General features: G+C 49.1%; 13 protein-coding genes. 4 read left to right on the plus strand and 9 right to left on the minus strand.

Annotated features, from left to right (window positions below):
- Window positions 1-22: 22 nt before the first annotated feature.
- Window positions 23-976, minus strand: coding sequence for a thioredoxin-disulfide reductase (gene trxB, locus MJO57_RS26630; RefSeq protein ID WP_252020078.1), 954 nt, complete (start codon window positions 974-976; stop codon window positions 23-25).
- A 25-nt stretch (window positions 977-1,001) separates the two neighbouring features.
- On the opposite strand from trxB, the gene cysZ reads away from it, so the two are divergent.
- Window positions 1,002-1,910, plus strand: a complete 909-nt coding sequence (cysZ, locus tag MJO57_RS26635; RefSeq protein WP_252020079.1) for a sulfate transporter CysZ — start codon at window positions 1,002-1,004, stop codon at window positions 1,908-1,910.
- 33 nt (window positions 1,911-1,943) lie between these two features.
- On the plus strand, window positions 1,944-2,285 hold the full coding sequence (locus tag MJO57_RS26640; protein ID WP_252020080.1) for a histidine triad nucleotide-binding protein: 342 nt from the start codon (window positions 1,944-1,946) through the stop codon (window positions 2,283-2,285).
- A 124-nt stretch (window positions 2,286-2,409) separates the two neighbouring features.
- Here MJO57_RS26640 and MJO57_RS26645 read toward each other — a convergent pair whose 3' ends face one another.
- Window positions 2,410-2,823, minus strand: a complete 414-nt coding sequence (locus tag MJO57_RS26645) for an OsmC family protein (RefSeq protein ID WP_252020081.1) — start codon at window positions 2,821-2,823, stop codon at window positions 2,410-2,412.
- A 256-nt stretch (window positions 2,824-3,079) separates the two neighbouring features.
- Here MJO57_RS26645 and sodC point away from each other — a divergent pair, with 256 nt between their 5' ends.
- Entirely contained in the window at window positions 3,080-3,535 is a 456-nt protein-coding gene (sodC, locus tag MJO57_RS26650) for a superoxide dismutase [Cu-Zn] SodC (RefSeq protein WP_371924694.1), read from the plus strand.
- 37 nt (window positions 3,536-3,572) lie between these two features.
- Here sodC and trpC read toward each other — a convergent pair whose 3' ends face one another.
- The 7 genes from trpC to rpe form a co-directional block, all read right to left on the minus strand.
- A complete protein-coding gene (trpC, locus tag MJO57_RS26655) occupies window positions 3,573-4,376 on the minus strand; it encodes an indole-3-glycerol phosphate synthase TrpC (RefSeq protein WP_252020082.1) in 804 nt (267 codons plus the stop codon).
- Between the two features lie 32 nt (window positions 4,377-4,408).
- Window positions 4,409-5,443 (minus strand): anthranilate phosphoribosyltransferase, encoded by a 1,035-nt coding sequence (gene trpD, locus MJO57_RS26660; protein WP_252020083.1) that lies wholly within the window; start codon window positions 5,441-5,443, stop codon window positions 4,409-4,411.
- Window positions 5,444-5,490: 47 nt separating this feature from the next.
- A complete protein-coding gene (locus MJO57_RS26665; protein WP_252020084.1) occupies window positions 5,491-6,075 on the minus strand; it encodes an aminodeoxychorismate/anthranilate synthase component II in 585 nt (194 codons plus the stop codon).
- Window positions 6,075-7,616, minus strand: a complete 1,542-nt coding sequence (gene trpE / locus MJO57_RS26670; RefSeq protein WP_252020085.1) for an anthranilate synthase component I — start codon at window positions 7,614-7,616, stop codon at window positions 6,075-6,077. The genes MJO57_RS26665 and trpE overlap by 1 nt, the downstream gene beginning before the upstream one ends.
- Window positions 7,617-8,186: 570 nt before the next feature.
- Window positions 8,187-9,554, minus strand: a complete 1,368-nt coding sequence (locus MJO57_RS26675; RefSeq protein WP_252020086.1) for an ATP-binding protein — start codon at window positions 9,552-9,554, stop codon at window positions 8,187-8,189.
- A gap of 883 nt (window positions 9,555-10,437) precedes the next feature.
- A complete protein-coding gene (locus tag MJO57_RS26680; protein WP_252020087.1) occupies window positions 10,438-11,136 on the minus strand; it encodes a phosphoglycolate phosphatase in 699 nt (232 codons plus the stop codon).
- Between the two features lie 3 nt (window positions 11,137-11,139).
- Window positions 11,140-11,817, minus strand: a complete 678-nt coding sequence (gene rpe, locus MJO57_RS26685; RefSeq protein ID WP_252020088.1) for a ribulose-phosphate 3-epimerase — start codon at window positions 11,815-11,817, stop codon at window positions 11,140-11,142.
- Between the two features lie 218 nt (window positions 11,818-12,035).
- On the opposite strand from rpe, the gene MJO57_RS26690 reads away from it, so the two are divergent.
- Complete coding sequence (locus MJO57_RS26690) at window positions 12,036-13,211, plus strand: hypothetical protein (protein ID WP_252020089.1); 1,176 nt, start codon at window positions 12,036-12,038, stop codon at window positions 13,209-13,211.
- Window positions 13,212-13,255 lie beyond the last annotated feature (44 nt).

Here is a 13,255-nt window from a genome sequence, read left to right on the forward strand (position 1 = left end):
GAAGCCTGTAAAGGCTATCTATTTAAGCGTCCAGAGCATCCAGGTACTTCTCAGCATCCAGGGCGGCCATGCAGCCAGTGCCGGCGGAGGTAATGGCCTGGCGATAAACATGATCCATGACATCCCCTGCGGCAAATACCCCTTCTTTTGATGTCAGAGTGGCATTGCCTGTAAGACCGCTATTCACCCGGATATAGCCATCCTTCATGTCCAGTTGACCGGCAAAAATATCAGTGTTTGGCGTATGGCCGATGGCGATGAAACAGCCCATTGCAGATATTTCTTCAGATGCACCGTCGAGTACGTTTTTAACGCGGACGCCGGTTACCCCCATATCATCACCCAGCACTTCATCCAGAACGGAGTCAAGAACCAGTCTGATATTGCCGTTTTCTACGCGATCCATCAATTTATCCTGCAGGATTTTTTCTGAGCGAAATTCCTGGCGTCGATGAATCACCGTAACGGTTCTGGCGATGTTAGAGAGATAGAGCGCTTCTTCAACCGCCGTGTTACCGCCACCGACGACGACGACATCTTTATTTTTGTAAAAAAATCCATCACAGGTTGCGCAGGCGGAAACCCCTTTGCCCTTGAAGGCTTCTTCACTGTCCAGACCCAGATAACGCGCGCTGGCTCCGGTGGCGATAATCAGGGCGTCGCAGGTATACGTGTGGTTGCCTTTCAGGGTGTATGGCTTGCTACTGAAATCTACCGCTTCGATGTGGTCAAAAATAATTTCAGTGCCAAAGCGTTTGGCATGGGCTTCCATATCCATCATCAGCCCGGGGCCCTGAAGACCTTCCTGTCCACCTGGCCAGTTATCAACATCCGTTGTGGTGGTCAGCTGGCCCCCCTGTTGTATACCTGTAATCATCACAGGATTAAGGTTGGCTCTTGCTGCATAGACAGCGGCGGTATACCCCGCAGGCCCGGAACCAAGAATCAGCAGGCGGGAGTGTCTGATTGTGCTCATTATGTACTCCATTGAGGTAGGGGCAATGAATAAATGGCCCTATAATAGCTATTGCCTTTCCACCATGGCAATTGGCAAAAATTATTGGTTTTATTGTCTGTTGCTATTGCATCAGGAAAGAGCAAAAGCGAAGAAAACAAGAGAAATAGCTTGTGCTGGTGTAATATTCCAGCTTCTGACCAGCATTAAAAATAGCGTGATGACATATAACACCCCCCTGTCAGGCCCCGGTTATTTTATTCTGGGGCTGAAGATGATTTTACTGCCACAGTTGAGATGGTTTGTTTTGATTCCTCTGGTCATTAATATTCTGGTCTTTGGTGGGATTATTTATTGGGTATCGGGGTATTTTTCGCTCTGGATGGCTCAACTCACAGGTTGGATGCCTGAGTGGCTGGCGTTTCTGAAGTATCTGCTATGGCCGCTGTTTTTTCTGGCACTGGCTGCGGTGATGTTTTTTACCTTTACTATTATCGGGAATTTTATCGCTGCTCCGTTTAATGCACTGTTGGCCGAAAAAGTGCAGCAAATGGAAGGTGCCGAGCTGCCTGATCTTAAATTGTCGGATTGGGTGACGATTGTGCCGAGGAGTATTGGCAGAGAGCTACGCAAGTTATTATATTACCTGCCCCGGGCAATAGTGCTGCTGATACTGTCCTTTGTTCCGGTATTGGGGTTTGTGTTGTGGTTTTTGTTCAATGGCTGGATGATGGCGATCCAATATTGCGACTATGCAGCGGATAACCGGGGTGTATCTTTTTCTGAAATGTTATCACGACTAAAGCCGCAACTATCAAAGTCCTGGCCTTTTGGTGCGGTTGTTAACCTGGCCATGTTGATACCGTTGGTCAATTTATTGATTATTCCTGCGGCTGTTGTTGGCGCATCCCTGTTGTGGGAGCGGGAAATGGAGCCGCCGGTTACGGCAGGGTGACAAGATCTTTTATAAAGGCAAGGAGTGGATTCAATGAGTTGTCTTTTCTGCAAAATTACGCAGGGAGATATTCCCGCAGACAAAGTGTTTGAAGATGATGAGGTGGTGGCATTCCGGGATATTAACCCGGCAGCCCCAACCCATATTCTGGTCATTCCCAAGAAGCATATTGCCACCATGAATGATGCTGTGGCAGAAGACCAGTTACTGCTTGGCAAGATGATGCTGGTGGCAAAAGACATCGCTGCCAGGGAAGGGGTGAGCGAGGATGGTTTTCGCTTTGCCCTGAATACCAACAGCCACGGGGGGCAGTCGGTATACCATATACACCTTCATTTGCTGGCGGGCCGTCAAATGCAGTGGCCGCCAGGCTGATTGTGAGCCGCTGGGGTTGTGAACAGCATTAAAAGAAGGGAACCACAAAGACGCAAAGTTCTTCCGGACTTTGCAAACAAAAATGGCTTCCCTTTTTGCTTCGTGTCTGTGTGGTTTACATCATCTATTCGGTTTCGATAATCTCATAGCTGTGGGTAATCTCAACACCGCCCTTGCCCAGCATACGGGCAACAGAACAGTATTTTTCGGCGGATAAATTAACGGCACGTTCCACCTGAGATTCCTTGATATTGCGGCCTTGAACCACAAAAGTCAGGTGTATTCTGGTAAAAACGGCGGGAATGGCATCAGCCCGTTCAGATTCAATATCTACATGGCAGCCGGTAACGTTTTGACGCGTTTTTTCCAGGATATTAACCACGTCAACCGAAGCGCATCCACCTAAACCCATTAATACCATCTCCATGGGGCCTGGTGCGCTTTTCTGGTTTTTATCAGCATCCATTACGATGGAATTGCCACTGGCGGTCAGTCCCAGGAAACGCTGGTTATCTACCCACTTAACTTGTGCCTTCATTTGAAATTCCTGTTCCAGCCTCTACCAGGGGCAATTCTAAAGCCTTTGCGTAAAAACAGCCATTCAATCATTGGAACCTATACTGAGACTGAGCAGTTTTCTCAGAGGTAACATAAAGAGGTGAAATAACATGGTTAATAGAGGCATCAGGTTTCTGACTCTGCCGATCGTTCTATCTGCTTTGATATCCGGGTGCTCAGATAACGCGAGTCAGGTTGAGAGCGCGAACAGGGGAGAGGAACAACTGGAAGTTGTGATGTTTCAGGTGACTCCGGCCGGTACCGGGCCAACCATCGGCAAAGTGTTTATCCAACCTGCTGGCGATGACGAGGTTACTAAAGGGGTTAGACTGCAACCGGCTCTGCATGACTTGTCGCCCGGGAAGCATGGTTTTCATGTTCATGAAAACCCCTCCTGTGAGCCAGGGGAAAAAGGTGGCCAGAGCGTTGCTGCCCTGGCAGCAGGTGGTCACTATGACCCGAACAGCACCGGTCATCACGAGGGGCCTGAAGGTGATGGGCATTTAGGGGATTTGCCCGTATTGGAGGTCGACGAAAATGGCAAGGCGGTGAGCCCTGTTGAAGCCCCCCGACTGTCGCTCTCTGAACTGAAAGGGCGCTCGCTGGTGATTCATGATGGTGCTGACAACTATTCTGACAACCCTCCCCTGGGTGGGGGTGGCGCCAGAATAGCCTGTGGGATAATTCAATAGCTGACGTTATAAATACTGGCCGCGAAGCGGCCTTTCATCATAAATAACGGCCAAACAACGTACTGAGCGCTGCTCCCGGATCCTTCTGACGCATAAACGCCTCACCCACCAGGAAGCTCTTCACATTGTGCCGGACCATGGCCTGCACATCATCACGGGTGTGTATACCACTTTCCGTTACCACCAGCCGATCGTCAGGAATCGAGTTCAGCAGTTGAAACGTATTATCCAGACTGACTTCAAACGTATGCAGATTGCGGTTGTTAATGCCGAGAATGGCACCCGGTAATGGGAGCGCCCTTGCCAGCTCATCGGCTCCGTGTACCTCCACCAGAACATCCATTCCAAGTGATTGTGCCAGCTCATTAAACTCACTGAGCTGTTGGTCCGACAGTGCGGAGACAATCAGTAAGATACAATCAGCACCGATCATCCGTGCCTCATAGATCTGATACGGATCGACCATGAAGTCTTTACGCAACACCGGAAGAGAGCAGGCATCTCTGGCGGCCTGTAAATAGTGTTCACTACCCTGGAAGAAATCATGATCCGTCAACACGGACAGGCAGCAGGCTCCTGAGGCTTCGTAGCGCTTGGCGATTTCAGCGGGCTTGAAGTGTGCTCGAATAATGCCCTGACTGGGAGAGGCTTTTTTGATTTCTGCAATGATGGCCGCCTGTTGCTGTTCAACCCGTAAACGCAGGCTATGGGCAAAGCCACGTGTTGGTGTATTCTGCCCGGCCAGCGTTTTCACTTGATCAAGCGGCCTTGAATGACTGCGCACGGCAACTTCTTCATGCTTCCGTGCGATAATTTTATTCAGAATGGTCGGTAGTGACATGAATGTGACCCTGATACTTAAAGCGTGACCGCTTATTCAGAAAAAACGCGAGTGAAGCTGGCAAGCGCTTTCATTTTCTCCAGCGCCAGACCACTATCAATGGCGTCCCGGGCCATCAGAATACCTTCCTCAAGGTGACCGGCAACACCGGAAAGATAAATAGCGGCACCGGCATTAAGGGCGATCATGCTGGCTGCTTTTTCGGCGTATTTTCCCTGCTGTTTACCGAGGGCATCTTTGATCAACGCCAGTGATTCATTGCTGTCTTGCACATCCAGTCCAATCAGACTCTGCGAGTCAACATTGAAGTCTTCGGGCTTCAGAGTGTATTCACGGATGTTGCCACTCTTCAGCTCCGCAACGTGAGTTTCACTGGCAATACTGATTTCATCCAGCCCATCGACAGAGTGAACCACCATGACATGCTCATTACCGAGCTCTCGGAGTACTTCGGCCATGGGGCGGCATAGTTCCCGGGTAAATACACCAATCAGCAGGTTTTTCACGTTAGCCGGATTGGACATTGGTCCAAGAATGTTAAACAGCGTACGAATGCCCAGCTCCCGACGCACACCGACCACATTTTTCATGGCTGAGTGGTGAGCTGGCGCAAACATAAAGCCCACACCCACCGCTTCAATACAGCGGGCAACCTGATTGGGACTGATATCCAGATTGACGCCGGCATGCTCCAGCAGATCGGCACTGCCACTTGAGCTGGAAACTCCCCGATTACCATGCTTTGCGACATTGGCACCGGCAGCGGCACAGACAAATGCCGACGCTGTAGAAACGTTGAATAAATGGGCTCCGTCTCCCCCCGTACCGACAATATCCACCAGGTGGTCAGCATTGACCTGAACCCGGGTCGCCAGCTGTCGCATGACCAGGGCGGCCCCGGTGATTTCTTCAATGCTCTCGCTTTTCATGCGCATGCCAACCAGAAAGGCGGCAATCTGGCTGTCACTGCACTGGCCGGTCATGATCTGCTGCATGACCTCCATCATTTCATTCCTGCTCAGATCAAGGTGTTGTACGATCCGGTTTATGGCTTCTTTTATTTGCATGGTTTTTATCTGCATAGCTTCGTTCCCTGGCATCTTTAGAGTAATGGTTATGTGGACTGTTTGAGGAAGTTGGCCAGAAGGTCATGCCCTTGCTCGGTCATGATCGATTCAGGATGAAACTGCACCCCCTCAACTGGCAATGCCTTGTGGCGGACCCCCATAATTTCATCATCACGGCCATCGGCAAACCGGGTCCATGCAGTGACTTCAAGGCAATCAGGCAGACTCTCTCGTTCAATGATCAGTGAGTGGTAGCGAGTGGTATTTACCGGGTTGCTCAGGCCCCGGAAAACGCCGAAATCTTTATGAAAAACCGGAGAAACCTTACCATGCATAACCTGTCTGGCACGAACAATCTGACCGCCATAAACCTGTCCAATGCTTTGATGCCCAAGGCATACACCCAGGATAGGAACCTTGCCCTGAAAATGTCGTATCACATCCATTGATATGCCGGCTTCGTTTGGAGTACACGGTCCCGGAGAGATAACAATATGGTCTGGCTTGCGTTGCCCGATCTCCTCAATGGTAATGTGATCGTTCCTGTGGACTTCGACATCGGCGCCCAGTTCCCCAAAATACTGAACCAGATTAAAGGTGAACGAGTCGTAGTTATCGATCATTAACAGCATCAGTGTTTCACCTCTGAAGAGCGCTTGTTTGTGTTTTGTTCGCAGGAAGCTGTGAGGTGGCCGCCACCGATAAACCCGGTTTGGGCCATGGCTACCGCACGGAATATGGCGCGCCCCTTATTCATGGTTTCCTGCCATTCCAGATCAGGACTGGAATCGGCGACGATGCCTGCGCCTGCCTGAATGTGCAGTTGGCGATCCTTGATGACTGCGGTCCGAATAGCGATGGCGGTGTCCATATTGCCATTCCATGCCAGATACCCTACAGCGCCACCGTATACTCCCCGCTTTACAGGCTCCATTTCGTCAATGATTTCCATGGCCCGCACTTTGGGAGCGCCGCTGAGTGTCCCGGCCGGTAGCGTAGCCTTGAGTACATCCAGTGCGTCCAGTCCACTTTTCAGTGCTCCTGTCACATTGGAAACCATGTGCATGACATGGGAGTATCGTTCGATGACCATTTTGTCGGTAAGGTTTACCGAGCCTGTTGTTGCTATACGCCCAACGTCGTTTCTTCCAAGGTCGATCAGCATGAGATGCTCTGCCAGCTCTTTGGGGTCATTGAGCAGCTCCTGCTCAAGTGCCTTGTCCTTCTCTTCAGTATCCCCTCGCTTGCGAGTACCTGCGATCGGCCTTACGGTCACTTCGCCCTCTTCCAGGCGGGCCAGAATTTCCGGAGAAGAGCCGACGACATAAAAATCCCCCAGATCCATGTAATACATATAGGGAGATGGGTTGGTACTGCGAAGCGCACGATAAAGGTTCAGGGGAGAGCTGTCATAAGGGATGGACATTCTCTGTGAAAGCACGACTTGCATGGTGTCGCCAGCAAGAATGTAGTCCCGGATGGCACCAACGGATGCTTTGAAGGCCGCTTCGCCAAACCCTGATTGGAAGTCATCTTCCCTGGCAGGGTTCAGAGATGCCTGGACCGGTGGCAGAATATTGCTGGTTTGCAGCTGGCGGATCAGGTTGTCCAGTCGGAACTGTGCTTTTTCCAGTGCCGCTGGTTCTTCGGGATTGGCATGGGTTATCAATATCAGTTTGCCACTGAGGTTGTCGAATACCACCAGCTCATCAGAAACCATTAAGAGGATATCTGGTGTATGCAGCTCATCCTTTGGGGCACTTGCTGAGAGTTTCGGTTCAATATAGCGAATGGTATCGTAACCAAAATAACCGACCAGGCCGCCAGTGAATCTGGGTAGCTCGGCTATCTCTGGTACTTGATAACGTTGCTGGAATGCCTTGATAAACGCCAGCGGGTCGCAGGTGGTATGTTCTTCCACAATCTGGCCATCGGTTTCAATACAGATGTGATCGCCGTTGACCCGGAGCAAGGTGCGGCAGGGCAAGCCAATCATCGAGTAACGGCCCCACTTTTCACCGCCCTCTACAGACTCCAGCAGGTAAGAGTAACGGCCATTGGCGAGCTTGAGATAGGTGGTTAATGGTGTATCAAGGTCTGCCAGAATCTCTCGTACAACGGGGATGCGGTTGTATCCTTCTCTGGTCAGACGCGCAAAGACTTCGGGCGTCATAACGGATCTCTCGAATAAGCAAAGTGATGTTATTGATTTAAATTACTGTGTCCGGCAACAATCCTGTTGCCGTCGGTTTAAGAGTAAGGGTCAGGCCAGAGGCCAACTTTGCCAGCGCCAGGCAGCAGAAATGAGGGAAATTGAAGGCAAGCAGGCACCAGAACAGTCGTAATGGTCACTGTATCCTGGGCAAAAGTTATGTTGGTGATGAGGATCTGGGCTTTGACAGGGTTTCACTGAAAACTCCGCACACTTGGGCAGGATTTCTCCAAGCTCTTCAGTACTGCATTGTGTCATTATCGTCTGCGCCAAGGGTATATGACTACAGGGGCTATTGCAAATCAGTGGGTGTGAGGCACGGGTTGATACTCCCGGAGATGGGAACACATCCCCGAATTGCTATCCGCTTATCTGGATTTGAGCATGAGTTACGACCAGATTTGACATTGATGTGTGCCTGAAATCTGCTTTGGAGGACTGCCCAACATGAGTTTATCCCATGGAATACTCTCTTCCGAAGCTTAATGTCTGACCTGAGAGCATTCCCTTACTCCTTGCGATATAAGCAAGTTACGGATGCCAGTGCAAATTCGCACTTAATTCCTGGTAACGTTTTCCCGGTTTCGGGGGGAGGGGGGGAGGAATGGTGGCAGGATTTTTAGCCTTACCTTTCAGTTTACCGGATTCTTGACTGACATACTGTTCCAAAAGCTGTTGATTAAGGGGGTGAACCTGCTGTGTTGCAGCATAAGAACATAAACCCCGGCAAAAACCATAAACATTGGCAACCGGACAACCATTGCCCAGGTAGTCAACAGCAGGAGCCAAACTGAGCGCATTGTCCTTATCCATAAATCTCTGCAACTGATGAACCAGTAACGCCTGTACTCCATCCCGGTCCAACCCGCTGACTTCAAACAGTGTGCCTAATCGCCCTTCCCTGAGAGCTGCAGGGTCAAGGGCTTCCAGCCGGTTAGTGGTTCCCGCCACGATAATATGACTCTCATTTGCTTTCTCAATATGCCTTAACAATTCGTTAGTTCGCTTAACAAAAATTTCCAATGTGTTGTTCCGGTTTGGCAGCATGCTATCGATTTCATCAATGATAATAATGGCCCCTTTTGCTTTACCGGCTTGTTCAAACACCTCGGCAATGTTTTGTTCGCACTGATCTACCCATTTACTGCCAACCGTCTCAGGATTTATCTCATAACAAGTCAGATCCAAAAACATTGCCAGTGCTTTCAGCGCATGTGTCTTGCCTGTTCCCGGGGCTCCATAAAGCAAAAATGATTGTGGAAAGTAGAGGTTATAAAGTTTAAATAATTCCGGCTTTAAGAGCTGTTGGATGACATGATGCCTGAAAAACCGGGTCAGCTCCGGTTGACCGTGCAGGATAAAATCCTCAAGCTTTTTATCAAGCGGTTCAAACTCCTGATTGAGCGCTTGTTCGTCGCATTTATCAACGATCATTTGATCTATCTTAAGCAAGCCCGCCTTGGCGCAGTTTTTGCCCACTTTCCTGAAGAACTCATTCACGACTTTCGTGCATTTATCTTCTCTGTCTTTATCACTCATTGCTTCAGGGATTCGGTTGCTCAGTTGGCCGGCAATTTTTTTCCAGTTAATATCATCATCCACAGAATAATTATGTTGATTAATGTACTGATTAATACTGATCAATAGTTGTAAAGTAACCTTCTCTTGATGACTCAGGTCCTTCCGTGGATAAAACGAGTAAACCCGGTATTTATTATTCAGTAAAAGTTCAGGTATTTTCTCTTCACCGGAGGCCATGACCAGGACTATCTCTTTGATATTGTCCTTTTTGAGCTGACAACGGAGTTGATCCAGTAATGCTTTTATCGATCTTTGCCTGACACGGTCTGTGTCGATAGCGACAACAGCATAGTTTGAACTGTCTTCTTTTATCTTCATGGTCATCTGTTCAATAGCCGGTCTGACTTCAGAACTTTCATGCATTTCGGGCAGCTGGTATACAGGGCTTCCAAGTGTTTCCTGCAGTTCCTTGATTACCATCTGGCAAGAATTTTTATCTGTGCCTAAAAGTAACAGTCCTTCTGGCTGGTCTGCTGGATTAAAGTGTTGATATGACTCCTGGTATTTATAAGGGGTGACCACATGTTTATTAAGAAATTTGGACAACTCCTGATAACCATCAATCTTGACGTTACCTATTTCACTAAGACTTGATATGCCGGGTTTCAAAAGCATTGAATGAATTTGTAACTGTCGATCACCGGGTTTTACCTCAACAGACCAGCCCGGGGGCTGATATGACTTAATCTTTTTGCACAGGTTATGGCGTTGCTCCCCGGTTAATTGCTGAACGTGCCTTTTAAAGGCGGATACTGAAGACGACAAACCTTGTTGTGATTCAATCACCTTAGCCAAATAGCTGAGAGTATCAGTGGCAAGAGATCCGTTCGATATTGCTGTATTGGTATCCATAGCATGGTCATCCGAACAATAAAAATTTTGCCATTTGACTCCCGGCCTTTGCAAAGGTTCCTGACTTTGTATCCACTACCCTGATAATGAGACCACACTGCCGCAGTTTTTGTTATTCATTCTGATCATTTACTGCCCAAGGCACAGATTCAACATAGCGAAGTATTGGGTGTGTATTGATTTGTGGAAAAAATGAACGGTATTGGGGGCTATCAGGGGGCAGCAATGCAGCGATTAACCCGCTGTGTCAGGTAACTTCGCAGGCCGCTGATTGGGAAAGTGGAATGGCAGTAACTGCATGACATTATTGCCAAACCGGGTTAAGCCTTCGTCGGGAGTCGCTGATCACCTAAAGAAGAGTGGTTAATGATGCAACCACCAGGTCAGGTTTAGCCTGCTCGATAGGTTCGCCATGATTGTATCCATAAGGTAACCCAACCACCCGAACACCAGCCGCCCTGGCGGCACGAATATCATTAACCGAGTCGCCGATCATCAGAGACTGCTCTGAGGGAATATCAAACCGCTGCATGGCGTACAGCAAAGGCATGGGGTGGGTTTTTTTTTCAGTCAGGCTGTCGCCACCTATGGTCAGTTCAAAGCAGTGATCAATACCCATCAACTGCAGCAGCCGGTCAGTGAACTGCTCACTCTTGTTGGTAATGACGACCTGTTTGATCCCACGATCCTTCATCGTCCCCAGAAAGTCAGAAACACCCGGGTACAGGTAGCTGTGATGACCCAGCTCTTCGTTATAGTGAGACTTGAACAGCTCATGGGCTGTCTGGAATAATGAGGAATCTACCTGGCCGGGCAGATCGCCACGCAGATCATCAGCCAGCGCCCGTTTAACCAGAGAAGGAATACCGTTGCCAACCCATAAGCGGGTTTTGGACTCACCTGCAGCAGGCATTCCCAGATCGAGCAGCATTTTATCCAGCGCAGCGGCAAGGTCAGGCACACTTTCAACCAGTGTGCCATCCAGGTCGTACATAACCAAAGACAGGTTGTTCAGAAACGGATGGCCGTTCGTGAGTGATGTTTTCATAGGTTATAAAGCCACTACGGCAGCCAGTTCGGAACGCATTTGCGTCACGACATCCTGGTAGTTTTCAGCACCAAAAATGGCTGAACCGGCAACAAAGGTATCAGCACCGGCTTCGGCAATCTGGCGGATATTGCTGGCAGAAACCCCCCCATCGACCTGGAGGCGGATATTCAGCCCGCTATCGTCAATCAGTTTGCGTACCCGGCACAGTTTTTTCAGTGTCGAGGGGATAAACTTCTGACCGCCAAAGCCGGGGTTGACCGACATCAACAGAATCATATCCAGTTTATCCATCACATACTCGAGCACCTCGGGCGACGTTGCCGGATTGAGTACCAGCCCGGCCTGGCAACCACCTTCGCGAATAAGTTGTAAGCTACGATCGATATGTTCAGAAGCTTCGGGATGGAAGGTAATCATACTGGCACCGGCATCAATAAAATCACCGATGATACGGTCGACAGGGCTCACCATCAGGTGAACGTCGATGGGCGCGGTGACGCCAAACTTTCTCAGTGCCTTGCATACCATAGGGCCCAGGGTGAGGTTCGGGACGTAATGGTTGTCCATAACATCAAAGTGAATCCAGTCCGCTCCGGCGGCCAGAACATTGTCGACCTCATCGCCCAGACGGGCAAAATCTGCGGAGAGGATACTCGGGGCAATAATATAGTCGCGCATGATTTTCTGATCTGCCAAAGTAAGATTGCTGGCGATTGTAACGGGTTGTCAGGGCCCTGTCAGGTGCAACTGGCGTCATGACAGCGAACGGAGATGAACTGGCTGTTTCAGGCTAAAAGCAAACGGTATTGATAGTGCAGGTTGATTGCTTGATCGTTCAGATTTACGTGTGGTTTTTTGAATGTTTTTTTAATGCCTGCTGGTGAGTTTGAAGTTTTGTGCGTGTCTATAATCAAGGGCTGGATTCCGGTTATTGCTTGTCATGTGACGGGCAGCATTCTTTTTGGCTGGTGGGGCTTGTGGTAAAGATCAAGTTGATATTTTTGTTGTATTCCAGAGCTTTGGCGTGGGCTATGGGGCGGTGCTTTTGTGGTTGTATTGCACTTGTTATCACCGGTCAGACAGTGGCAGGTTATCAGTGTTTGTCTGGCGAGGTTGTGACTTCAGACTCAGACCATGCGGGTACTGTGGAATTGAGAGATATATACGGTGTTAAAGGGAGTTTGAAATATACAGCGGGTTGCCTGCTGGGAGCTGCTGAGTCCTGTCAAATAATGATTTCAGCCCCATCAGAGGCTGAAGAAATTGATGCAATGGAGGATGTAGAGGACGATTCTTTGGGTTATGTCAATTACCTTTCCTATCTTAAAAGGACCGGACAGTCGTTATTGGTGGATTTTGAAGAGATATTGACGGAATCCGCTTCAGCGGTTGCTGGTTACAAGGTGTTATTTACCACGGAAAGCAAGATCCAGCGATTGGTAAAAAGAATTGATTCAAGGACAATGCCTGCCACTTTGCAGAAAAACCCGCTGTTGATTTTTTTAATTCTGGCAACGCATCAGTCAGCACTTGATTTGATGCTGTCCCCTGAAAGAAATCTTTATATCATCAGCCTGGAGTGGCTGAATCTTCAGCCGCTTTATATCAGTGGGGCCGGGCGTGGTGGTCTGTATGGCTATCGATATTACCATTTCCCGAAAGATAATGAGCTTTTTCTGGATCTTGGCGGTCCTTTCAGTATCAATAGCCTCTCAGAAGGTGTCGGGTTCAGTTTTGCGGATAATGACAGGACGCAGCCACCCATGAGAATGGTGACCGGGTATCATGGCGATCAGAATAACGGATTTGTAAATAGAATATCTTTGGTTGTCACTTACGTTGCCGTTGCCGGTGGTTATGGCGTGAGTTTATGGAGTCGAAGCATTGTAGGCTTCCTGGTGAGCTCCCTTCTACTGGCTGCTGAAATCCGAACCCGTGCCGCTTCCTCAGAACTTGAGGTGCTTGCCAGAAGGGTGTTTCCGGAAGGTCTTCAGTTTAATCAGGACTTTCAGGGGCGTCGTATTTTAAAAGTCCTCAGGGCTTCTGATCGTGATTTGGCGGTCCTTCATTAGTGATGGCTTCCCGAAACGATAACGACGAATGCAGGTAAATGATT

The organism is Endozoicomonas sp. SCSIO W0465 (assembly GCF_023716865.1).
Taxonomy (GTDB): domain Bacteria; phylum Pseudomonadota; class Gammaproteobacteria; order Pseudomonadales; family Endozoicomonadaceae; genus Endozoicomonas.